Annotated in this window: 23 protein-coding genes and 1 pseudogene; 13 read left to right on the forward strand and 11 right to left on the reverse strand. The window is 72.0% G+C overall.

The genetic code is table 11. The annotated features are described in order from the left end of the window. Nucleotides 1-81: 81 nt before the first annotated feature. From ACIODU_RS15720 to ACIODU_RS15740, 5 genes are all read left to right on the forward strand, one after another. Entirely contained in the window at nucleotides 82-735 is a 654-nt protein-coding gene (locus ACIODU_RS15720) for an AzlC family ABC transporter permease (protein WP_356427951.1), read from the forward strand. Continuing rightward, complete coding sequence (locus ACIODU_RS15725; RefSeq protein WP_356427901.1) at nucleotides 732-1,040, forward strand: AzlD domain-containing protein; 309 nt, start codon at nucleotides 732-734, stop codon at nucleotides 1,038-1,040. Before ACIODU_RS15720 ends, ACIODU_RS15725 begins: the two co-directional genes overlap by 4 nt. 26 nt (nucleotides 1,041-1,066) lie before the next feature. Further along, nucleotides 1,067-1,261, forward strand: a complete 195-nt coding sequence (locus ACIODU_RS15730; RefSeq protein WP_161309381.1) for a DUF3046 domain-containing protein — start codon at nucleotides 1,067-1,069, stop codon at nucleotides 1,259-1,261. A 153-nt stretch (nucleotides 1,262-1,414) separates the two neighbouring features. Beyond that, on the forward strand, nucleotides 1,415-2,668 hold the full coding sequence (locus ACIODU_RS15735) for an AI-2E family transporter (protein ID WP_401767910.1): 1,254 nt from the start codon (nucleotides 1,415-1,417) through the stop codon (nucleotides 2,666-2,668). A gap of 91 nt (nucleotides 2,669-2,759) precedes the next feature. Beyond that, the gene (locus ACIODU_RS15740; RefSeq protein WP_401767912.1) at nucleotides 2,760-3,095 is read left to right on the forward strand and encodes a YnfA family protein; all 336 of its coding nucleotides are present in this window, start codon (nucleotides 2,760-2,762) and stop codon (nucleotides 3,093-3,095) included. Nucleotides 3,096-3,171: 76 nt separating this feature from the next. On the opposite strand, the gene ACIODU_RS15745 is transcribed toward ACIODU_RS15740, so the two are convergent. Then, on the reverse strand, nucleotides 3,172-3,345 hold the full coding sequence (locus tag ACIODU_RS15745) for a hypothetical protein (protein WP_401767914.1): 174 nt from the start codon (nucleotides 3,343-3,345) through the stop codon (nucleotides 3,172-3,174). Continuing rightward, nucleotides 3,345-3,482, reverse strand: coding sequence for a hypothetical protein (locus tag ACIODU_RS15750; protein ID WP_356427893.1), 138 nt, complete (start codon nucleotides 3,480-3,482; stop codon nucleotides 3,345-3,347). The genes ACIODU_RS15745 and ACIODU_RS15750 overlap by 1 nt, the downstream gene beginning before the upstream one ends. A 347-nt stretch (nucleotides 3,483-3,829) precedes the next feature. On the opposite strand from ACIODU_RS15750, the gene recA reads away from it, so the two are divergent. The 4 genes and pseudogenes from recA to ACIODU_RS15770 all read left to right on the forward strand — a co-directional run bounded on the left by recA (nucleotide 3,830) and on the right by ACIODU_RS15770 (nucleotide 8,911). Next, the gene (gene recA / locus ACIODU_RS15755) at nucleotides 3,830-4,975 is read left to right on the forward strand and encodes a recombinase RecA (protein ID WP_356427890.1); all 1,146 of its coding nucleotides are present in this window, start codon (nucleotides 3,830-3,832) and stop codon (nucleotides 4,973-4,975) included. Beyond that, a pseudogene (gene recX, locus ACIODU_RS15760) lies at nucleotides 4,876-5,568 on the forward strand (recombination regulator RecX); the annotation flags it as partial. The gene recA and the pseudogene recX, both read left to right, overlap by 100 nt. 131 nt (nucleotides 5,569-5,699) lie before the next feature. After that, on the forward strand, nucleotides 5,700-6,350 hold the full coding sequence (locus tag ACIODU_RS15765; RefSeq protein ID WP_401767916.1) for an ArsR/SmtB family transcription factor: 651 nt from the start codon (nucleotides 5,700-5,702) through the stop codon (nucleotides 6,348-6,350). Next, nucleotides 6,347-8,911: an ABC transporter permease gene (locus ACIODU_RS15770; RefSeq protein ID WP_401767918.1), complete on the forward strand. Its 2,565-nt coding sequence runs from the start codon at nucleotides 6,347-6,349 to the stop codon at nucleotides 8,909-8,911. Before ACIODU_RS15765 ends, ACIODU_RS15770 begins: the two co-directional genes overlap by 4 nt. Before the next feature lie 113 nt (nucleotides 8,912-9,024). Here the strand turns inward: ACIODU_RS15770 and ACIODU_RS15775 are convergent, their stop codons facing one another. The 8 genes from ACIODU_RS15775 to ACIODU_RS15810 all read right to left on the reverse strand — a co-directional run bounded on the left by ACIODU_RS15775 (nucleotide 9,025) and on the right by ACIODU_RS15810 (nucleotide 15,676). After that, nucleotides 9,025-9,435, reverse strand: coding sequence for a rhodanese-like domain-containing protein (locus ACIODU_RS15775; RefSeq protein WP_401768267.1), 411 nt, complete (start codon nucleotides 9,433-9,435; stop codon nucleotides 9,025-9,027). A 35-nt stretch (nucleotides 9,436-9,470) separates the two neighbouring features. Continuing rightward, complete coding sequence (locus tag ACIODU_RS15780) at nucleotides 9,471-10,106, reverse strand: cysteine dioxygenase (RefSeq protein ID WP_401767920.1); 636 nt, start codon at nucleotides 10,104-10,106, stop codon at nucleotides 9,471-9,473. Between the two features lie 76 nt (nucleotides 10,107-10,182). Next, nucleotides 10,183-10,269, reverse strand: a complete 87-nt coding sequence (locus tag ACIODU_RS15785) for a putative leader peptide (RefSeq protein ID WP_401768269.1) — start codon at nucleotides 10,267-10,269, stop codon at nucleotides 10,183-10,185. Between the two features lie 55 nt (nucleotides 10,270-10,324). Further along, nucleotides 10,325-11,998 (reverse strand): FAD-dependent monooxygenase, encoded by a 1,674-nt coding sequence (locus ACIODU_RS15790; RefSeq protein WP_401767922.1) that lies wholly within the window; start codon nucleotides 11,996-11,998, stop codon nucleotides 10,325-10,327. Between the two features lie 230 nt (nucleotides 11,999-12,228). Continuing rightward, the gene (locus ACIODU_RS15795; protein ID WP_161309392.1) at nucleotides 12,229-13,140 is read right to left on the reverse strand and encodes an amino acid ABC transporter permease; all 912 of its coding nucleotides are present in this window, start codon (nucleotides 13,138-13,140) and stop codon (nucleotides 12,229-12,231) included. Beyond that, the gene (locus tag ACIODU_RS15800; protein ID WP_327234167.1) at nucleotides 13,137-13,811 is read right to left on the reverse strand and encodes an amino acid ABC transporter permease; all 675 of its coding nucleotides are present in this window, start codon (nucleotides 13,809-13,811) and stop codon (nucleotides 13,137-13,139) included. Before ACIODU_RS15800 ends, ACIODU_RS15795 begins: the two co-directional genes overlap by 4 nt. A gap of 127 nt (nucleotides 13,812-13,938) precedes the next feature. Then, nucleotides 13,939-14,766 carry a glutamate ABC transporter substrate-binding protein gene (locus tag ACIODU_RS15805; protein ID WP_356427874.1) on the reverse strand — a complete coding sequence of 276 codons (828 nt, stop codon included), beginning with the start codon at nucleotides 14,764-14,766 and terminating at the stop codon, nucleotides 13,939-13,941. 124 nt (nucleotides 14,767-14,890) lie between these two features. Beyond that, nucleotides 14,891-15,676: an amino acid ABC transporter ATP-binding protein gene (locus ACIODU_RS15810; protein WP_356427871.1), complete on the reverse strand. Its 786-nt coding sequence runs from the start codon at nucleotides 15,674-15,676 to the stop codon at nucleotides 14,891-14,893. A gap of 317 nt (nucleotides 15,677-15,993) precedes the next feature. Between ACIODU_RS15810 and ACIODU_RS15815 the strand changes: the two genes are divergently transcribed. Then, complete coding sequence (locus ACIODU_RS15815) at nucleotides 15,994-16,710, forward strand: response regulator transcription factor (protein ID WP_356427868.1); 717 nt, start codon at nucleotides 15,994-15,996, stop codon at nucleotides 16,708-16,710. 6 nt (nucleotides 16,711-16,716) lie between these two features. Continuing rightward, nucleotides 16,717-18,114, forward strand: a complete 1,398-nt coding sequence (locus tag ACIODU_RS15820; RefSeq protein ID WP_356427866.1) for a HAMP domain-containing sensor histidine kinase — start codon at nucleotides 16,717-16,719, stop codon at nucleotides 18,112-18,114. Between the two features lie 63 nt (nucleotides 18,115-18,177). Here ACIODU_RS15820 and ACIODU_RS15825 read toward each other — a convergent pair whose 3' ends face one another. Next, on the reverse strand, nucleotides 18,178-19,179 hold the full coding sequence (locus ACIODU_RS15825) for a TAXI family TRAP transporter solute-binding subunit (protein WP_401767925.1): 1,002 nt from the start codon (nucleotides 19,177-19,179) through the stop codon (nucleotides 18,178-18,180). Nucleotides 19,180-19,278: 99 nt separating this feature from the next. Between ACIODU_RS15825 and miaB the strand changes: the two genes are divergently transcribed. Together miaB and ACIODU_RS15835 are read left to right on the forward strand one after the other, a co-directional pair. After that, a complete protein-coding gene (gene miaB / locus ACIODU_RS15830; protein ID WP_401767927.1) occupies nucleotides 19,279-20,796 on the forward strand; it encodes a tRNA (N6-isopentenyl adenosine(37)-C2)-methylthiotransferase MiaB in 1,518 nt (505 codons plus the stop codon). A 32-nt stretch (nucleotides 20,797-20,828) separates the two neighbouring features. Continuing rightward, complete coding sequence (locus tag ACIODU_RS15835) at nucleotides 20,829-21,596, forward strand: class III extradiol dioxygenase subunit B-like domain-containing protein (protein ID WP_401767929.1); 768 nt, start codon at nucleotides 20,829-20,831, stop codon at nucleotides 21,594-21,596. The last annotated feature ends 9 nt before the right edge of the window (nucleotides 21,597-21,605 follow it).

The raw sequence follows: 21,605 nt of genomic DNA on the forward strand, positions 1-21,605 counted from the left end.
TCGGGCACCGAAAGACCGGAGCGCCCCGCCGGGCACCCGGCCCCCGAGCCGAAGTCCGACCGGGCCGTCGTCCGTGACGCGCTGGGCGTCGGGATCGCCGTCGGGCTCTCCGGCTTCGCCTTCGGTGTCACCTCGGCCGGCGCCGGCCTCACCGTCCTCCAGAGCTGCGCGCTCAGCCTGCTGGTCTTCACCGGCGCCTCGCAGTTCGCCCTGGTCGGCGCCCTGGCGGCGGGCGGCAATCCGCTGACCGCCGCGGCTGGCGCGTTCTTCCTCGGCGTACGCAACGCGTTCTACGGGCTCAGGCTGTCGCACCTCCTGCGGCTGCCCGGTCCCGTACGGCCCTTCGCCGCCCAGTGGGTCATCGACGAGACCACGGCGGTCGCCCTCGCCCAGCCCACCCGGCGCGGCGCCAGGATCGGCTTCACCGTCACCGGACTCAGCCTCTACCTCCTCTGGAACCTCACCACCCTCGCCGGGGCGCTCGGCGCCGAGGCCCTGGGGGACACCGACGCGTGGGGCCTCGACGCGGCGGGCCCCGCCGTCTTCCTCGCGCTGCTGGCTCCCATGCTGCGGACGGCGGCCGAGCGGACGGTCGCGGGGCTCGCCGTCGTCCTCGGGCTGGGCTTCCTGCCGGTGCTGCCCGGCGGTGTCCCCGTCCTGGTCGCGGCGCTGGCCGCGCCCGCCGTGCTCTACGTCCAAGGCGTTCGGGGCCGTGGAAAGGAAGCAGGGCGTTGAACATCTGGATCGCCGTCGGGGTGACCGCCGTGGGCTGTTATCTCGTCAAGCTGGTGGGTCTGCTGGTGCCCGAGGGAGCGCTCGAACGACCCCTCGTACAGAAGCTCTCCGCGCTGCTCCCCGTCGCGCTGCTGGCCGCGCTCACCGCGCAGCAGACGTTCGGGCTCGACGGCTCGCTCGTCGTGGACGCGCGGGGCGCGGGGGTCGCGGCGGCGGCGCTCGCGCTGGTCCTGCGCGCCCCCTTTCTGGTGGTCGTGGGGGCGGCGGTGCTGGTCACTGCGGGGGTACGGGCCCTGGGAGGCTGAGCCCCCGGGGGCGCGATACTGGTGTCATGCGGTTGACGATTTTCTGGGAGCGGATGGCGGACCACTTCGGCGTCGCGTACGCCGAGTCCTTCGCCCGCGATCACGTGATGGCCGAGCTGGGGGGTCGTACGGTGTACGGCGCGCTGGAGGCGGGCTGGGAGACGAAGGACGTCTGGCGGGCGGTCTGCGTCGCGATGGACATCCCGGCGGAGAAGCGGTGAGGCGGGCCGGGGGCGCCCGTACGTACGCGTCCCTCGCACCGCGTCACGATTCGATCGCGTTTGTGCCGACGCGCGGATGAACGGACCGGTCGTACGGGCGCCTCGTCGTCCTCGGTGGGTCGGGACGTCCCGGCGGTAGGCGACACTTGGGCGGTGGCACCGACAGACGAGACCCCGCAGGGCGTACATCCGCCGATTCCGTCCCCCTCGCCCTCCTCCTCCCGGTCCCCCGTCCCGGCGCTCGCCGGCGCCGGCGGGGGCGTCCGGGACGGGGGCGACGACGGCCGCGCCCGTATGCCCCCTTGGCTGCCGCGTGCCATGATCCTGGCGCTGGGGCTCGTCGCCTGTTTCCAGCTGGGCAGTTGGGCGTTCCATCAGCTCATCGGACTGCTGATCAACGTACTGATCGCGTTCTTCCTGGCGCTGGCGGTCGAACCGGCCGTCAGCCGCATGGCGTCGAGCGGGATGCGGCGTGGACTCGCCACCTTCCTGGTCTTCTTCGGGGTGGTGGTCGCGAGCGTCGGCTTCGTCGTGATGCTCGGCTCGATACTGGCCGGCCAGATCATCCAGATCGTCGAGTCCTTCCCCGCGTACCTCGACTCTCTGATCAACTGGCTGAACGAGAACTTCCACACCGAGCTGTCCCGGGTCGCGGTCCAGGACAGCCTCCTGCACTCCGACTGGCTCCAGCGGTACGTCCAGAACAGCGCCACCGGGGTGCTCGACATCTCCACCACCGTCCTCGGCGGGCTGTTCCGACTGCTGACGATCTTCCTGTTCTCGTTCTACTTCGCGGCCGACGGCCCCCGGCTGCGGCGCGGACTGTGCTCCGTCCTGCCGCCCGCCAAGCAGGCCGAGGTGCTGCGCGCGTGGGAGATCGCGGTCGAGAAGACCGGCGGCTACATCTACTCCCGCGGGCTGATGGCCCTCATCTCGGGGATCGCGCACTACATCCTGCTGGCGACCCTGGGGGTGCCGTACGCGCCGGTGCTCGCAGTGTGGGTGGGGCTGGTGTCGCAGTTCATCCCGACCATCGGTACGTATCTGGCGGGCGCCCTGCCGATGCTGATCGCGTTCACTGTCGCTCCCTGGTACGCGCTGTGGGTGCTCGGATTCGTGCTGCTCTACCAGCAGTTCGAGAACTACGTCCTCCAGCCCAAGCTCACCGCGAAGACCGTCGACATCCACCCGGCGGTGGCCTTCGGCTCGGTCATCGCGGGTACGGCCCTGCTGGGCGCGGTCGGCGCGCTGATCGCGATCCCGGCGATCGCCACGCTCCAGGCGTTCCTGGGGGCGTACGTGAAGCGGTACGCGGTGATGGACGACCCGAGGGTGCAGGGGGCGCGGCCGCGCGGCGGGTCGGTCCTGGGGTGGGCGAGGCGCAGGAGGCTGGGGCGGCGGCGGTGAGCGGGGGGTCTGCCCGCCGACCCGGGTGATACGGCCGGATCGCCGGCCGTGCATGCTGGGGGCTGACACCCCGAGAGAAAGACCCGCTTCCGTGTACGTAGCGCGTTCGCTCGCCCTGTTCGTGGTCGCCGCGCTGTTCGAGATCGGCGGCGCCTGGCTGGTCTGGCAGGGGGTGCGCGAGCACAAGGGCTGGATCTGGGTCGGCGCGGGCGTCATCGCGCTCGGCCTGTACGGCTTCGCGGCGACCCTCCAGCCGGACGGCCAGTTCGGCCGGATCCTGGCGGCGTACGGCGGCGTCTTCGTGGCAGGATCGATCCTGTGGGGCGTGGTCGCCGACGGCTACCGCCCGGACCGTTACGACCTCACCGGCGCGTCGATCTGTCTGATCGGCATGGCCGTCCTCATGTTCGCGCCACGCGGCCACTGAGCCACTGAGCGGCCCGTATTCAGCGACACTTCTCCCCCTCCGCCGCGCGGCTTCCCGGGCCCAGCCCCGCGACCCGTCAGGTGAGGGCGAAGCCTGCTGAGGCCACGCCCACGCCTACGGCGAAGAAGAGCAGCCAGATACCGATCCGGCGGGGGGTGGAGTCCCGTCCGTACGTGCGGGGCGCCAGTCGGCCCGTCGTGCCGATGCCCAGGCCGATGACGATCAGGATCACTCCCAGGACGGTGGCCATCAGCGCCGCCCCCTGACGTACGTCTTCCAGATCCCCCAGGCGAACATGCCGAGGACGAAGGTGAAGATGAGCAGGACGACCACCACCCCCGCCGTTCCTTCCGGGATCCACGCACCACGACCGTCTGCCAGTTCCACCGGGCTCTCCCCCTCCGCCGCGCCGCATCCGCCGGATCCGGGAGGGTCAGATCGCCGGCCCCTCCCCGGGGGAGCGGCTACCCGGTTCCCCCGCGCCGACGCGGCGGTGGGCCGTACTTCCGCCGCCGGGCGGTGAGTTACGGGGTCGGGAGCGCGGGGCGTGTCACGCTTGACAGTGAAATCGAACATCCGTTCTGATGGGGCGCGGACCGGTTTTCCCGGGGTCGGCCGGTGGCGTTTCCGGCGGACTTGTCCACAGGCTGGGACGGCGCCGGAGCCCGTTGTCAGTGGCAGGGGATAGCGTCTTTGACGTGAAGCGATCGACACAAGCAAATCGGGTGGAACCCATGGCAGGAACCGACCGCGAGAAGGCGCTCGACGCCGCTCTCGCACAAATTGAACGGCAATTCGGGAAGGGCGCGGTGATGCGCCTGGGCGAGCGGCCGAACGAACCCATCGAGGTCATCCCCACCGGATCGACCGCGCTCGACGTCGCGCTCGGCGTCGGCGGTCTGCCGCGCGGCCGTGTGGTGGAGGTGTACGGACCGGAGTCCTCCGGAAAGACGACCCTCACCCTGCACGCGGTGGCGAACGCGCAGAAGCTCGGCGGCACGGTGGCCTTCATCGATGCCGAACACGCCCTCGACCCCGAGTACGCGAAGAAGCTCGGCGTCGACATCGACAACCTGATCCTGTCCCAGCCGGACAACGGCGAGCAGGCGCTCGAGATCGTGGACATGCTGGTCCGCTCCGGCGCGCTCGACCTCATCGTCATCGACTCCGTCGCGGCCCTGGTGCCGCGCGCGGAGATCGAGGGAGAGATGGGCGACTCGCACGTCGGCCTCCAGGCGCGGCTGATGAGCCAGGCGCTCCGGAAGATCACCAGCGCGCTCAACCAGTCCAAGACCACCGCGATCTTCATCAACCAGCTCCGCGAGAAGATCGGCGTCATGTTCGGCTCGCCGGAGACCACGACCGGTGGCCGCGCGCTCAAGTTCTACGCGTCGGTGCGCCTCGACATCCGCCGGATCGAGACGCTGAAGGACGGCACGGACGCCGTCGGCAACCGCACCCGCGTCAAGGTGGTCAAGAACAAGGTCGCGCCCCCCTTCAAGCAGGCCGAGTTCGACATCCTTTACGGCCAGGGCATCAGCCGCGAGGGCGGCCTGATCGACATGGGCGTGGACGAGGGCTTCGTACGGAAGGCCGGCGCCTGGTACACGTACGAGGGCGACCAGCTCGGCCAGGGCAAGGAGAACGCGCGGAACTTCCTCAAGGACAACCCCGACCTCGCCGACGAGATCGAGAAGAAGATCCTGGCGAAGCTCGGCATCGGTGTCAGGCCGGAAGCGGCCGCCGTCACCGCTGATCCGGCCGCGGCGATCTCCGGCACGGCGTCGGGTACGGCCACCGCGGCCGAGGACCCGGCCAAGTCGGTGCCCGCTCCTGCCACCAAGGCCAAGTCGGCCAAGGCAGTAGCGGCCAAGAGCTAGTTCGTCCGATGCCTTATGCGAAGAGGCGGCGAACGGACCGGCCGGGCGGCGGCCCCGACCCGGACGCGTCGAGAGCCGGGCAGGAGCCGCCCCAGGATCCGGCCGAGCGGGCGCGGGCGATCTGTCTGCGCCTGCTCACCGGCACCCCGCGCACCCGTAAACAGCTCGCGGACGCGCTGGAGAAGCGGGAGATCCCCGAGGACGTGGCGGAAGAAGTCCTCTCCCGCTTCGAGGACGTGGGGCTCATCGACGACGCCGCGTTCGCGGGCGCGTGGGTGGAGTCCCGGCACCACGGCCGGGGCCTGGCCCGGCGTGCCCTGGCCCGTGAGCTGCGGACCAAGGGCGTGGACGCGACCCTGATCGACGAAGCGGTCGGACAGCTCGACTCCGAGCGGGAGGAGGCGACCGCCCGCGAACTGGTCGCCCGCAAGCTCCGGTCCACCCGCGGCCTGGAGCGCGACAAACGGCTCCGCCGGCTCGCGGGCATGCTGGCCCGCAAGGGGTACGGAGAAGGCATGGCGCTGCGCGTCGTCAAACAGGCGTTGGAGGAGGAGGGCGAGGACACGGAAGGGCTGGACGAGGAGTTGTACTGAGAAGCTCCGCCTCCGCTGACGGGGGGCCTCGGGCAAGGGTGGGGAGCGGGTCGGTAGGGGGGTGGCCCTACCCCCAGGACGCGGGGTCGCTCCAGTGCACAGAGGTATGTGCACAGAGCACTGTGGACGGCATGGAACAGGAACCCGGCCGCCGCGCGACGACCGACCTCGCCGCGCTCAAGGCGCTCGCGCAGCCCCGGCGGCAGCAGATACTCGAACGCCTGACCCTGCACGGGCCGGCGACCTCCGCGATCCTCGCCCGCGCGCTCGGGCTCAACACCGGAGCCACCAGCTATCACCTCCGGGAGCTGGCCCGTTACGGCTTTGTCGAGCAGACCGACGGCGCGACTCCGCGCGGGGAGCGCTGGTGGCGGGCCGTGCCCGGCGACCGGCGGTTTCCGCCGCGCAGCCGCCAGAGCCCCGAGACCCGCGTTCTCATGGACGCGTTGAACCACCAGGCGTACGCGGCGGACCTCGACCTCTTTGAGAGGCTGCAACGCGAGAGCGACGACCTCGGCGACTGGGCGGACGCGTTCCCGTACTCACGCGGCACGATGCGGCTCACCCGTGACGAACTGGCCGAGTTCTTCGAGGAGTACATCGCGCTCCTCAACCGCTACAAGCGGCCCGACGCGCTGACCCCGCCCGGTGCGCGCCCCGTGTTCACCCGGCTGCTCGCGTTCCCCGCCCCCGACGCCCCCGCCCCCGACGCCCCTGCCCTCGGCGCCTCCGTTTCCTCCCACGGCGTCCCCGGTACCACCGACGAGACGGACGCGTCATGATGCTGCGGTACGCCTTCCAGACGATCAAGCACCGTAAGGCCGGGTTCGTCGGGGCCTTCGCCGCCCTGATGTGCGCCGCCGCGCTCATCACCGCCTGCGGCACCCTCCTGGAGACCGGCTTACGCGGCCGGATCGCCCCCGAGCGCTACGCCGCCGCGCCGCTGATCGTCTCCGCCGACCAGAACGTCCATCAGACGACGGTCAAGCACAAGGGCGGCGGCGAGACCAAGACCAAGCACAAGGCGAAGCCCGTCGCCGAGCGCGCCTGGCTGTCCGACACCATCGTCGGCCGGGTCGCCGCGGTCGACGGCGTCCGGTCCGCCGTACCGGAACTGACCTTCCCCGCCCAGCCGTTGAGCGGCGGTACGGACGCGACGAACGGGACCTCGTACGGCCACGCCTGGGAGTCCGCCGCCCTCACCCCCTTCACCCTGGCCGGCGGCCGCGCCCCCAAGGCCGCCGACGAGATGGTGATCGACCGCCCGCTCGCCCGCCGCGCCGGACTGCGGCCGGGGGACCGGCTGGCCGTCCAGTCCACCCGCGCCCCGCGCACCTACACCGTCTCGGGCATCGCCGCCGCCGAAGGCGGCGACCTGCGGCAGCAGACCTCGCTCTTCTTCTCCACGGCCGAGGCCCGGCGGCTGGCGGACCGCCCCGGGCAGGTCACCGCGATCGCGGTGGTGCCCGAACGCGGCACCGACACGGCCGCGTTGAAGACCGCGCTCTCCCGCGCCCTGGACGGCACCACCGCCCAGGTCGCCTCCGGCGACGACCGCGGGCCCGTCGAGTTCCTCGACGCCTCCGGCGCCCGGGTGAAGCTCATCTCCATGGGCGGCGCGATGGGCGGTACGTCCCTGCTCGTCGCGATCCTCGTCGTCGTCTCCACCTTCACCCTCTCCATCCAGCAACGCCACCGCGAACTCGCCCTGCTGCGCGCCGTCGCCGCCACCCCCCGCCAGATCCGCGCCCTGCTCGGCCGTGAGGCCCTGCTCGTCGGCGCGGCGGCCGGAGTGACCGGCGCCCTCGCCGGACTGCCCCTCGGGGCCTGGCTCCACAGCCGGTTCGTCGCCCTGGGCGCCGTCCCCGCCACCCTGGAGCGCGTCACCGGCGTCTTCCCGGTCTTCGCCGCGGTCGCCGTCACCGTCCTCGGCGCCTGGGCGGCGGCCCGGATCTCCGGCCGCCGCGTCGCCCGTATCCGCCCGGCGGAGGCGATGGCCGAAGCCGCCGTCGAGCGCACCCGTCCCGCCTGGGGCCGGCTGATCGCCGGACTGCTCCTGCTGGCCGGCGGGGCGGTCCTCGTCGTCGTGCTCAGCACGCTGCGCACCGAGCCCGCGTCGACCCCCGTGACGTTCCTGGCCGTGGTGGTCCTGGCCACGGCCGTCTCCCTGCTCGGCCCGGTGCTCCTGAGGGCGGTCATGGTGCCGCTCGCCGTCCCCCTGCGGCTCGCCGGGCCCGGCGGCAGGCTCGCCGCCGCGAACGTCCGCGCGTACGCCACCCGTATGGCCGCCGCCGTCACCCCGCTGGCCCTGCTGATCGGGATGACCTGCACCGTCCTCTTCGTCCAGCCGACGCTGGAGGACGCCGCCCGCGCGCAGGCCCGCGAAGGGACCCTGGCCGGCTGGGTGCTCACCTCGGGCGGCCCGGGGGTCCCGTCGGAAGCGGCCGGACTGGTCCGTGAGGTCCCGGGCGTCACGGCGGTCACCGAGGTGGTACGGACCACGGTCCGCGTCGGTCTCGACACGTACGTGGCCCAGGGCGTCACCCCCGCCGGCCTGGACCGCACCTGGGACCCGGACCTGCTCCGAGGCTCGCTCCAGGGGTTCGGCCCGGACACGGTCGCCATCAGCGAACTCGCCGCCGACCAGCTGGACCTGCGGGTGGGATCCCGCCTGCGGCTGACCCTCGGCGACGGCACGCCGGCCGCGCTCACCGTCTCCGCCGTCTACGGACGCGGTCTCGGCTTCGGCGATCTGACCGTCGCGCACGACCTGTTGGCCGGTCACATGGACAATCCGCTCGCCACGACGGTCCTCGTCGCGGGCCTGCCGAAGGGTGACGCCGCGAGGGGCGCGGGCCGGGCGGCGCTGACCGCCGCCGTCGCGGGCTTCCCCGGCGTGACCGTCCTCGATCCGGCCGGTGCCGACCGCCTCCAGGCCGAACGGGGGCAGGCCAACGCCGAGGTGAACTTCCTCGCCATGGGGCTGGTGCTGGCCTTCACCGCGATCGCCGTCGTCAACACGCTCGCCATGTCGGTCTCGGAGCGGATCAGGGAGTTCGCGATGCTCCGCCTGGCCGGGGGCACGCGCCGCCAGGTCCTGCGGATGCTGCGCGCCGAGGCGCTCACGCTCCTGCTGACGGCCACCGTGCTCGGCACGGGCATCTCCCTCGCCGTCCTGACCGCGTTCAGCGCCGGGATGACTGGCGGGGCGGGTCCCTCGGTACGACCGCTGCTGTACGGGGCCGTCGTCGGCGCCGCCGCCTTGCTCGCGCTGGTGGCGACCGCGCTGCCCGGCAGATCCGTACTGAAGGTCCGGCCGGTGGAGGTGGTCGCCGCCCGGTAGCGGAGGAAGGCGGTGGAGAAAGGGCAGGGGAGAAAGGTGGTGGAGGGGGCCGGCTGGGACATCAGCCGGCCCGCGGGCGATCCGGTACGGGAGACCTGGCCGGGCCCGTCACCTCACGGGGTGACCGGCAGTCCCTCGGCCTTCCACGCCTGGAAGCCGCCGACCAGGTCGGTCGCGCGGTGCAGCCCGAGCTGCCGCAGCGACACCGCCGCGAGGCTGGACGCGTACCCCTCGTTGCAGATCACCACCACCCGCAGGTCGTGGCTGGTGGCCTCCGCCGCCCGGTGGCTGCCCCACGGGTCGAGACGCCACTCCAGCTCGTTGCGCTCCACGACGAGCGCGCCGGGGATCAGCCCGTCCCGCTCGCGCAGGGCCTGGTAACGGATGTCCACCAGCAGGGCGCCGTCCTCGGCGGCCTCGAAGGCCTCCCGGGCCTCGACCCGGTCGAGGCCCTCGCGGACCCGCTCCAGCAGCTCGTCGATCCCGACCCGCTCACCGGCGGCGGTCGTGGACCCGGTGGTTATCGCCGCGTCGTCGCCGTGGGTGTCCTCGCGGCCGCTCACTGCCAGTCCTCCGGAACCTCGACCTGCTCCAGCCGGAGGACGGCGCCGCTGCGGCTGTAGCGCCTGATCATCGGCAGCGGCGGGTAGTACGCGTGTACGGAGACGGCGTGCTCGGTCCCGGACTCGTTGCGCACCTCGTGCACGTGGTGCTTGCCGAACGCCCGGCCCACCCCGGGCGTCAGCTGCCGCTCGCGGTCCACCCCGTCGGCCAGCTCCAGCGTCTTCCAGCCCTCGGTGGGCAGCCGGGCCGCCAGCGAGTCCTCCTTGAGCGTCCCCGCCGCCGTGGCGAGCGCGCCGTGCGAGCCGCCGTGGTCGTGCCAGCCGGTGCCCGTGCCGGGCGGCCAGCCGATCAGCCACGCCTCGCTGCCCGCGGGCCCCTCCAGCCGGATCCACGTACGGCCGTCGGGGTCGAGGGGGAGCGTCGCGATCAGCTCGGTGTCGGCGGCGGCACGGCGGACGAAGTCGAGCAGTTCGGCGGCCGTGGGCCCGGGCCGCGAGGCGCCGGACGGCGTGGTGGACGCGACGCCGGAGGGCGCGGGAGCGGGGATCTCCGCGGTGGCGACGGCCGCCGACGCGGCGGAGGAGCCGTCGGCGGACTGTGCGGGCGCGGAGGAACGTACGGGTGAAGACATCGGGTGACCGTCCTGGAGAAGTTCGCGGAAGGCACTGCCGCCCTGAGGCATGGCGGCGCGCGGAAGGAAGGGCGAATCAGCAGGAAGGGCGACAGATGCAGCCCGCGTAGCGGACCAGGTCCATATGGACCCTCCGCCACAGGCGCACATCGGTGTCAGTCACGTTGCGGAGTACACCATGTGAGCCCGCGGACGGTCAATTGATGTTCAAGGTGTGGTCAGGAGCCGCCGGTGACCGACGGCGCGGAGGGCTTGGACGACTTGGAGGGCTTGGTGGACTTGGACGGCTTGGACGGTGAGGCCGGAGGCGGTACGGACGGGGCGTCGGCCGCCGCCGGGTCGCCCCCGCGCGCCGCGTCGGCCGCCTCGTACAGCGCGGCGGGGCGCACCCCACCGAAGGCCGCCACCAGATGGCCGTCCGGCCGCACCAGCAGCACGGTGTGCGCCGACGCGCCCGGATAGCCTTCGGTGACCAGCAGCTCCGCCCGTACCGGCAGAGCCGTCACCGCCGCCGCCAACCGGGGCATGACCCCCGCGGTCAGCCAGTGCCGCCGGTCCCACACCCCGGTGCCGGGCGCGACGAGCACGACCAGCAGTTGTCCCCGCCCGAGCCGGTCCCGCAGCCCGGCGGTCGTCCCGTCCGGCGCGGTCACCCGCACGTTGTCGACCGGCGCGCCGGGGGGCGTGCCGACCGCCGTCTGCGCCTCGGCGTACGGAGGCGCGAGGGGGGAGTGCGGATAGGCCGGCGGTGCCCCCAGCGGACCGAAGCCCAGATGGCCGTCCGAGAGCAGCGCGTCGTGCCCGCGTACGCCCCCCGGGAGATAGGTCCGCAGCCCCCCGCCGCCGCGCAGTATCGGCAACGACTGGTCGGCGGCGCGCAGTCGCGCGGCCACGGCCGTGCGCCGCTCCGCCTGATAGCTGTCGAGCAGGGTGTCGGACGCTCCGTGGTGCCAGGCGTGGGCCAGCTTCCAGGCGAGGTTGTCGGCGTCCCGCAGCCCTTCGTCGAGGCCCTGCGTGCCCACGGCGCCCAGCAGGTGCGCGGCGTCCCCGGCGAGGAACGCCCGGCCCACCCGCCACCGCCTGGCCAGCCGGTGGTGCAGGGTGTAGACGCCGGTGTCGAGCAGTTCGTACGGCGGGGTCTCGCCGCACCAGCCGGCCAGGGTGTCCCGTAAACGGGCGATCAGCGCGTCGGGCGTGACCAACTCGTCCCGCGAGGGCAGCAGCCAGTCGAGCCGCCACACCCCGTCCGGCAGCGGCCGGGCGGAGACCTCCGCGCCGCCGGAGCGCCACGGCGGCTGCCGGTGCAGGACGGCCTCCCCGGGCCAGGGCAGTTCGGCGCGCAGCGCGGCGACGGCGTGGCGCTCGACCCCCGTACGGCCGGGGAAGCGGACGCCGAGCAGTTTGCGGACGGTGGACCGGGCGCCGTCGCAGCCCACCAGGTGACTGCCGCGCCACCAGGTCGCGCCGGGGCCGCGCGTGTGCACGCTGACCCCGCGCGCGTCCTGCTCCAGCGAGTCGAGGCGGTTGCCGGTCACGACCCGTACCAACGGCTGACCGGCGATGGCCTCCCGCAGCCCGCGGGCCAGCGCGTGCTGCGGGATGTGCAGCGGGGTCGGGCCGCCGTCCTCCCCGAGCGGCTGCTGTCGCATCAGTTGCTTGCGCCTCAGTGACCGCCAGCCCACCCAGTGGACTCCCTCGTCACGCAGGGTGGTGCAGCCGAGGCGCTCGGCGAAGGAAGCGGTGTCGGAGCGCAGGACGACGGTACGGGCCGGGCGCGGGTCGTCCGTGCCGGGGCCTTCGTCCAGGACGACGCTGGGGACGCCCTGAGCGGCGAGGGCGAGGGAGAGGGCGAGCCCCACGGGGCCCGCGCCCGCCACGATCACCGGGTCCACGGCGCGACTCCTCCGGCCCGTACGGTCCTGCGGTCAGTGGCGGTTGGAGCCCGGTACGCGATCACAGAACGTATGCAACCTATTGGGGATGCCCCCGTCAAGCGACGGCCGGGGCGGCGCGCGCCCGGTGGGGGCGCGGCCGCCCCGGCCGGGACGCTGCTGAATGTCAGGACGCCACCGTGCTCGGACGTCGCCGTGCTCGGACGTCGCCGTGCTCGGAGGCCGCGGCCTCAGATGCCGGTGGTCGAGTGCGACTGCGACTGGCCCGGACCGTTGGCCAGATCCGCGTCGCCGGCCCCGAGGACCGCGCCCGTGCTCTTCCGCGCCCGGCGGAGCCGCTTCTCCAGCCAGCCCGCGAACGTCGTGAGCAGGAAGTTGAGGACGATGTAGAGCAGGGCGATCACGGTGAACGCGGCGATGGTGTTGGCGCCGTAGTTCGCGGTGATGGTGCGGTTCTGCGAGAGCAGTTCCTGGAGGCCGAGCAGGGCGCCGCCGAGCGCCGTGTCCTTGACGATCACGACCAGCTGGCTGACCAGGGCGGGCAGCATCGCCGTGACCGCCTGCGGCAGCAGGACGTACGTCATGGTCTGGCCCTTGCGCATCCCTATCGCCTTCGAGGCGTCGGTCTGCCCGTACGGGAGCGAGAGGATGCCGGCCCGGACGATCTCCGCGATGACGGAGGCGTTGTACAGCACCAGGCCCGTCACCACGGCGTACAACGGCCTGCTGTCCGACGGGATGTCGGTGAACTGCACGTACAGCTGGCTCGCGAAGACCATCATGATCAGCACGGGGATCGAGCGGAAGAACTCGACGACCACCCCGACCGGCACCCGGACCCAGCGGTGGTCGGAGAGCCGGCCGATCCCGAGCAGCGCGCCGAGCGGCAGGGCGATCACGACGGACAGCGCCGCCGCCTGGAGGGTCACCCCGAGGCCGGGCAGCAGATAGGTCGTCCAGACCCGGGAATCCGTGACGAACGGACTCCATTTCTCGGACGCCAGCTGGTTCTTGTCGGCCATGGTGGAGAGGACCCACCAGACCGCCAGTCCGAGGACGGCGAGGAACACGATCGTGTAGATGATGTTGCGCCGCTTGGCGCCGGGTCCCGGAACGTCGTAGAGGACGTTGGTGGCACTCATCGTTTCACCGCCACTCGCTTGCTGACCCAGCCGAGGATGAGGCCCATCGGAAGGGTGAGAACGACAAATCCGAAGGCGAACACCGCGAATACGGCGAAGAGCGCGTCGGCCTCGTTCTCGATCATCGTCTTCATCAGCGCGGCCGCTTCCGCGACGCTGATCGCGGCGGCCACGGTGGTGTTCTTGGTCAGGGCGATCAGTACGTTCGCGAGGGGCGCGACCACGGAACGGAACGCCTGGGGGAGCACGATCAGCGTCAGGACCTGGAAGAAGCTCAGGCCCAGCGCGCGGGCCGCTTCGGCCTGTCCGACCGGCACGGTGTTGATGCCGGAGCGCAGGGCCTCACAGACGAAGGTGCCGGTGTAGGCGACCAGGCCGAGGACGGCGAGCCGGAAACCGATGGACTTGAAGTCCTGGCCGCCGAGCGTGATCGCGAGCGTCTGGTAGAGACCCAGCGAACAGCCGACGATGATCACCGTCAACGGGGTGTTGCGCACGAGGTTGACGTAGGCGGTGCCGAAGGCACGCATCAGCGGCACGGGACTGACGCGCATCCCGGCCAGCAGCGTTCCCCATATCAGGGAACCGACCGCGGAAAGAAGGGCGAGCTGCACGGTCACCCAGAAGGCGCCGAGCAGGTCGTACCGCCCGGAATCAAGAAAGTCGAACACGATGCCCCGCGCTCTCCCCAGGTTGGCTTTCCGGTACGCGCCGCCGGTCGTCCCGGCGGCGCGTCACCGCTGTCTCTGCTGGTCGGTGATCAGTGATCAGTGATCGGTGATCGGTGATCGGGCCGTGTCAGCCGATCGCGGGGGCGGGCTCGTTCTTGTAGCCGGCCGGGCCGAAGTTGGCCGTCACGGCCTTCTGCCAGGAGCCGTCCGACTCCATCTTCTTGAGGGCGTCGTTGATCTTGCCGAGGAGTTCGGTGTCGCCCTTCTTGAGGCCGATGCCGTAGTTCTCGTCGCTGAGCTTGAGGCCCACGAGCTTGAACTTGCCCTCGTGCTCCTTCTGCGCGGCGTAACCGGCGAGAATGGAGTCGTCGGTCGTCAGGGCGTCGACGGTCTTGTTCTCCAGGCCCGTCAGGCACTCGGAGTAGCCGCCCTGCTCCAGGAGGCCGGCCTTGGGGGCGAGCTTCTCCTTGACGTTCTGCGCCGAGGTGGAGCCGGTGACCGAACAGAGCTTCTTGGAGTTCAGGTCCTCGGGCTTGGTGATGGAGGTGTCGTCCGCGCGGACCAGGAGGTCCTGGTGGGCGAGGAAGTACGGCCCCGCGAAGTCGACCTTCTGCTTGCGCTCGTCGTTGATCGAGTAGCTCGCGGCGACGAACTTGACGTCACCGTTGGCGATCAGGTTCTCGCGCTCGGCGCTGGGCGCCTGCTTCCACTCGATGTCCTTGGCGTCGTAGCCCAGTTCCTTGGCGACGTACGTGGCGACGTCGACGTCGAAGCCGGTGAAGGTGCCGTCCGGCGTCTTCAGGCCGAGGCCCGGCTGGTCGAACTTGATACCGATGGCGATCTTGCCGCCGCCGTCGCTGCCGCTGTCGTCACTGCTGTCGCCGCCGCACGCGGTGGCGGTCAGGGCGAGGACGAGAGCGGCGGCGGCGGACGCGCCTGCCTTGTGAAGCTTCATGCGTGGACTTCCCTCAAGTGAGACGGTGACGGACGGTTCTGACGAAACGAAAGGGTGATCGTGCGGTCGCCGGCCACCGGTGCGCGCGGGGCGACCGGTGCGCGGGGCGGTCGGTGACGACCGGTCAGTGGTGCAGGATCTTCGACAGGAAGTCCTTGGCACGGTCACTGCGGGGATTGCTGAAGAACGCTTCCGGCGACGCCTCTTCGACGATCCGGCCGTCCGCCATGAAGACGACCCGGTTCGCCGCCGAGCGCGCGAAGCCCATCTCGTGGGTGACGACGACCATCGTCATCCCGTCGCGGGCCAGCTGCTGCATGACCTCCAGGACCTCGTTGATCATCTCGGGGTCGAGCGCGGAGGTCGGTTCGTCGAACAGCATGACCTTGGGGCCCATCGCCAGCGCCCGGGCGATGGCGACGCGTTGCTGCTGTCCGCCGGAGAGCTGCGCCGGGTACTTGTCGGCCTGCGTCCCCACACCCACCCGGTCCAGGAGCGCGCGGGCCTTCTCGTCCGCGGCCTTCTTGTCCGTCTTGCGGACCTTGACCTGGCCCAGGGTGACGTTCTCCAGCACGGTCTTGTGCGCGAAGAGGTTGAACGACTGGAAGACCATGCCGACGTCGGCACGCAGCCGGGCGAGTTCCCTGCCCTCCTGCGGCAGCGGCTTGCCGTCGATCGAGATCGAGCCCGAATCGATCGTCTCCAGGCGGTTGATGGTGCGGCACAGTGTGGACTTGCCGGACCCGGAGGGCCCGATGACGACCACGACCTCGCCCCGGGCGATGGTCAGGTCGATGTCCTGGAGCACATGCAGCGCGCCGAAGTGCTTGTTGACGTTGCTCAGTACGACCAGGTCGTCCGACGCCGCAACGGCGTCCTCGGGGCCCTTGGTCACTGACACTCCGCTCATCGGCTTTTTGCTCCGTCCCACTCGGTTGGGGAGGACCCTAATCACGCACCGCTATCAGCGTCAGCAGATCTGAGCTGAACTTGAGCATCACGATCCGGCCTCAACCGGTCACTCCGGGCGAAGAGGGGCGGTGGGCGGGGAACGGGAGGAGAACGGGTGGGTAACGGAAACCCGGCTGTCATGGCCCGGTCCTGGCCGGGACGACACCATGAGCGGGGACGACCCGTCCGTACCGTGACCGGGTACGGGTCGGGGTCCGCGTCCGGGACCGTGATCAGACGGTGGTCAGTCGGTGATCAGGAGGGTGGAGGGGGGCCATGAGGCTGCTGCTCGTCGAGGACGACGACCATGTCGCCGCCGCGCTGTCGGCGGTGCTCGCCAAGCACGGGTTCGCGGTGGTGCACGCCCGCAGCGGGGAGGAGGCGCTCCAGTCCCTCCTGCCCGCGGCCAACGCGGGCAAGGAGCCGTTCGCCGTGGTGCTGCTCGACCTCGGACTGCCGGACCAGGACGGCTTCCAGGTCTGCGGCAAGATACGCCGGATCACCACGACGCCGGTGATCATGGTGACCGCGCGGGCCGACGTGCGCTCCCGGATCCACGGCCTCAACCTCGGCGCCGACGACTACGTCGTCAAGCCGTACGACACCGGCGAACTGCTCGCCCGTATCCACGCCGTGAGCCGCCGCAAGGCGGGCGCCGACGAGTCGGCGGCGGAGGACGAGGGGACCGCCCGGCGGCTCGGGCGCCTCACCCTGGAGCTGCTGACCCGCCGGGTCAGCGTGGACGGCGGGCTCGTCCAGCTGACCCGCAAGGAGTTCGACCTGCTGGCCCTGCTCGCGCAGCGGCCCGGTGTGGTGTTCGGCCGGGAGCAGATCATCAGCGAGGTCTGGCGCACCAGCTGGGAGGGCACCGGCCGGACGCTGGAGGTCCACGTGGCGTCCCTGCGCGCCAAGCTCGGCATGCCCGCGGTGATCGAGACGGTCCGGGGCGTCGGCTACCGCCTGGTTGTCCCGGACGCCCACGAGGGTGCGTAACGCCCCGTGCGCAGCCGACTCCTGCCGCTGCTCATCGTGCTCATGGCCGGTGTGCTCCTCGCCCTCGGCTTCCCGCTGGCCGTGCTCCTCGCCGCCTCGCAGCAGCAGCGGGTGGTGGTCGACCGCATCGACGACGCGGCGCGCGTCGCCGCGCTCGCGCAGTTCGTCGCGGAGAGCCGCGACGGCGCCGACGAGCGGCTCGACATGCTCAAGGAGGAGCTGAAGCGCTACCACGAGGTGTACGGGATCGAGGTGGGCGTCTTCCTGCGCGACGGCTACGGGGTCATGGCGCGCGCGCCGAGGACGTTCTCGATCCCGACCTCCGGTGAGGGCCGCCAGGCGTTCGACGAGGCGCTGCTGGGGCGCCGCAGCGACGACCCCGAGCAGGTCTGGCCGTGGCAGGAGGACGGCCGGCTGATCGTCGACTCGCCCGTCGTACGGGACGGGGACGTCGTCGCGGTCGTGGTGACCGATTCGCCCACCGACCGGATGCGGTCGCGCGTCCTCCGGAGCTGGCTGGTCATCGCCGCGGGCGAGATGGCCGCGATGCTGGTCGCGGTCGGGGCGGCGATCCGGCTCACGGGCTGGGTGCTGCTGCCCGTACGGGTGCTGGACGCGGCGACCCACGACATCGCCACGGGCCGGATGAACTCACGGGTCGCCGCCGCCGGCGGGCCGCCGGAGCTGCGGCGCCTCGCGATCTCCTTCAACGAGATGGCCGACAACGTCGAGGACGTGCTGGAGCAGCAGCGGGCCTTCGTGGCCGACGCCTCGCACCAACTGCGCAACCCGCTCGCCGCCCTGCTGCTCAGGATCGAGCTGCTGGCCCTCGAACTGCCCGAGGGGAACGAGGAGATCGCCTCCGTACGCACCGAGGGCAAGCGGCTGGCCCAGGTGCTCGACGACCTGCTGGACCTGGCGCTGGCCGAGCACGCCTCCGCCGAGCTGCGGCTCACGGACATCGGGGAGCTGGCGGCCGAGCGGGTCGCGGCGTGGCGGCCGGTCGCGGAGGAGAAGGGGGTCACGCTGACCCGGGAGGGCGGCGCCGTCACGGCCTGGGCCGATCCCATCGCGCTCTCCAGCGCGCTGGACGCCGTGATCGACAACGCCGTGAAGTTCACCCCGGCGGGCGGAGAGGTGACGGTGACGGCGGGGCGCGAGGGGGCGATGTCCACGCTGGTCATCAACGACGGCGGGCCGGGGCTGACGGACGACGAGATCACGCGCATCGGCGACCGGTTCTGGCGCAGCAACCGCCATCAGAACGTCAAGGGCTCCGGGCTGGGGCTGTCGATCTCCCGGGCCCTGCTGACGGTGGGCGGCGGGTCCATCGCGTACGCGCACGGCGAGCCGCGCGGGCTGCGGGTGACGCTCCGCGTGCCGAGGTCGTCCGACCGGGAGTGACGGGGGCGGGGAGCCCGGGCGTACGGCGAGTTCAGGCGTACGGAACGCACGCCGGCGCGCGCCTCAGGGTTTGACCGACTCGTAGTAGCGTACGGCGCCCTCGTGCAGGTCCAGCGGGTCCGTGTAGATCGCCGTCCGCAGGTCCACCAGCTGCGCGGAGTGCACCTCCTTGCCGATCCCGTCCCGGCTGTCGATCACCGTGCGGGTGAAGCCCTCGGTCAGCGCGGCGTCCATCCGGTCCGTGGTGACCAGCAGGTTCGCCACCGCTATGGTCGGCACGTCCTGGGCGCTCGGGGCGTCCACGTAGGCGTCGGCGGGCATCGCCGCCGAGCGGTAGTAGCGGGTGCCGGACGGACCCGCCGCGTGCAGCCGTGCGACGAGCGACGGGTCCAGCGGCACCAGCCGGACGGCGAAGCGTTTCGACAGATCCTCCACCGCCGTGGTGGGCAGGCCGCCGGACCAGAAGAAGGCGTCCAGCTCGCCCCGTTCGAGCTTGCCCGGCATCTTGTCGATCCCGGCGAAGACCTCCCTGACGCCGGTCGCGGGGTCCAGGTCGGCGGCCTCCAGCACCCGGTCCGCCACGAGACGTACCCCCGACTTCGGCTGTCCGACCCCCACCCGCGCACCGCGCAGGTCCGCGACCGACCGGATCTTCGAGTCCTTGGCGACCACCAGCTGTACGTAGTCGTCGTAGAGCCGGGCGCAGCCGCGCAGCCGCTCCCACCCGGCCTTCTTCTCCGTGATGTAGTTCGAGACGGCGTCGGCCGTGGCGATGGTGAAGTCGGCCTTGCCCGTCGCCACCCAGGTCAGGTTCTGCGGGGAGCCCTGGCTGGTCTTGAGCGTGACGGACACGTCGGGCAGGTCGGCGGCGAGGTCTTCCTTGAGCAGCTCGCCGTACTGGTAGTAGACCCCGCTCTTGACCCCGGTGCTGAAGGTCACCGCACCGCTGGGCGTGCTGTCGCCGATCGGCAGCAGCCACCACGCCAGCAGGCCGAGCACCACCAGCGCCGCGGCGGCGCCCCGGAGGGCGCGGTTGCGGCTGATGCCCGGGGAGGGGGAGACCATGCCGCGATCCTGCCACCCGGCTGCCGCCACTGACCAGGCTTCGCCCACTCCGGGGAGCGGGGTTCGAGGCGTGTCCCCGCCACCGCCTACCCTGGTCCGATGAGCAGCGGCGACCGGAGACAGTCAGTGGGCGTTAACCGAAGTTACGAGATCCGCACCTACGGGTGTCAGATGAACGTCCACGACTCCGAACGATTGTCGGGGCTCCTGGAGGACGCCGGGTACGTCCGGGCCCCCCGGGACGCCGACGGTGACGCCGACGTCGTCGTCTTCAACACCTGCGCGGTGCGCGAGAACGCCGACAACAAGCTCTACGGGAACCTCGGCCGGCTCGCCCCGATGAAGACCAGGCGGCCGGGCATGCAGATCGCCGTCGGCGGCTGTCTGGCGCAGAAGGACCGCGACACGATCGTCGAGCGCGCGCCCTGGGTCGACGTCGTGTTCGGTACGCACAACATCGGCAAGCTGCCGGTCCTCCTGGAGCGCGCGCGTATCCAGGAAGAGGCCCAGGTCGAGATCGCCGAGTCGCTGGAGGCGTTCCCCTCCACCCTGCCGACCCGCCGCGAGTCCGCGTACGCCGCGTGGGTCTCCATCTCGGTCGGCTGCAACAACACCTGCACCTTCTGCATCGTGCCCGCGCTGCGCGGCAAGGAGAAGGACCGCCGTCCCGGCGACATCCTGGCCGAGATCGAGGCCCTGGTCGGCGAGGGCGTCTCCGAGATCACCCTGCTGGGCCAGAACGTCAACGCGTACGGCTCCGACATGGGCGACCGCGAGGCGTTCTCCAAGCTGCTGCGCGCCTGCGGCACGATCGAGGGCCTGGAGCGGGTCCGCTTCACCTCGCCGCACCCGCGCGACTTCACGGACGACGTGATCGCGGCGATGGCCGAGACGCCGAACGTGATGCCGCAGCTCCACATGCCGATGCAGTCGGGCTCCGACCGGGTGCTCAAGGCGATGCGCCGCTCGTACCGGCAGGACCGCTACCTGGGCATCATCGACAAGGTGCGCGCCGCGATCCCGCACGCGGCCATCTCCACGGACATCATCGTGGGCTTCCCCGGCGAGACCGAGGAGGACTTTGAACAGACCATGGACGCGGTCCGCGCGGCCCGGTTCACCCAGGCCTTCACCTTCCAGTACTCCAAGCGCCCCGGCACCCCCGCCGCCGACATGGACGGCCAGGTGCCCAAGGCCGTGGTCCAGGACCGGTACATGCGGCTGTCCGCCCTCCAGGAGGAGATCTCCTGGGAGGAGAACAAGAAGCAGGTCGGCCGCACGCTGGAGGTGATGGTCGCCGAGGGCGAGGGACGCAAGGACGGCGCCACGCACCGCCTCTCCGGCCGCGCGCCCGACAACCGGCTCGTCCACTTCACCAAGCCCGGCGAGGAGGTGCGCCCCGGCGACGTGGTGACCGTCGCGATCACGTACGCGGCGCCGCACCACCTGCTGGCCGAGGGGCCCACGGACGCGGTACGGCGGACCCGCGCCGGAGACGCCTGGGAGCGGCGGAACGCCGCCCAGGCGCCGAAGCCCGCCGGGGTCCTGCTGGGACTGCCGACGGTCGGGGTGCCGGCGCCGCTGCCCGCGATGTCGGGCGGCTGCTCCGCCGGGTGAGGCGTCGTCCGCGCCCGCGTTAGGGTGCGGACATGCTGGTCGCCGCCGCCGTCTGCCCCTGTCCGCCGCTGCTCGTGCCCGCCGTCGCGGCGGGGGCCCGGGCGGAACTGGCCGGCACGCGTGCCGCGTGCGCCGACGCCCTCGGGGTCCTGGCAGCCGCGCGGCCCGACCGGCTGGTCGTCGTCGGACCCGCCGGGGAGGCCGCCCGCGGGGCGTATCCGGGGGGTGCCCGCGGGTCCTTCGAGGGCTTCGGAGTGGATGTACGGGTCCGGCTCGGCGAGAGCCGCGTACCGGAACCGGACGAAAGCGGCGCGGGGGGAGCCGGCGCGTCGGCGGGCCCCGGTACGGCGTCGGCTCGCGCGCTGCCCGCCTCCCTCGCGGTCGCCGCCTGGCTGCTGGAGCAGGCGCGCTGGACGGCCGCGCCGGTGACCGGGCTCGGTGTGGGGGAACCCCTCGCGACCGAGCGGTGCGTCCAGACGGGCAGGGAGATCGCCGGGGAGCCGGGCAGGACGGCCCTGCTGGTGATGGGCGACGCCAGCGCGTGCCGGACGCTCCAGGCGCCCGGATATCTCGACGAGCGGGCGGCCCCCTTCGACGAGGAAGTGGCACGCGCGCTCGGGTCCGCCGACGTGGCCGCCCTGAAGGCCCTGGACGCGGAGCTGGCGTACGACCTCCAGGCCGCCGGGCGGGCCCCCTGGCAGATCCTCGCGGGCGCCGCCGAGGGGGCGGGCCTCGACGGCGCGCTGCTCCATGACAGCGCGCCGTACGGCGTGGGTTATCTGGTGGCGGTCTGGTCCTGACCGTCCGAC

Source organism: Streptomyces sp. NPDC088261 (assembly GCF_044740805.1).
Taxonomy (GTDB): Bacteria; Actinomycetota; Actinomycetes; order Streptomycetales; family Streptomycetaceae; genus Streptomyces.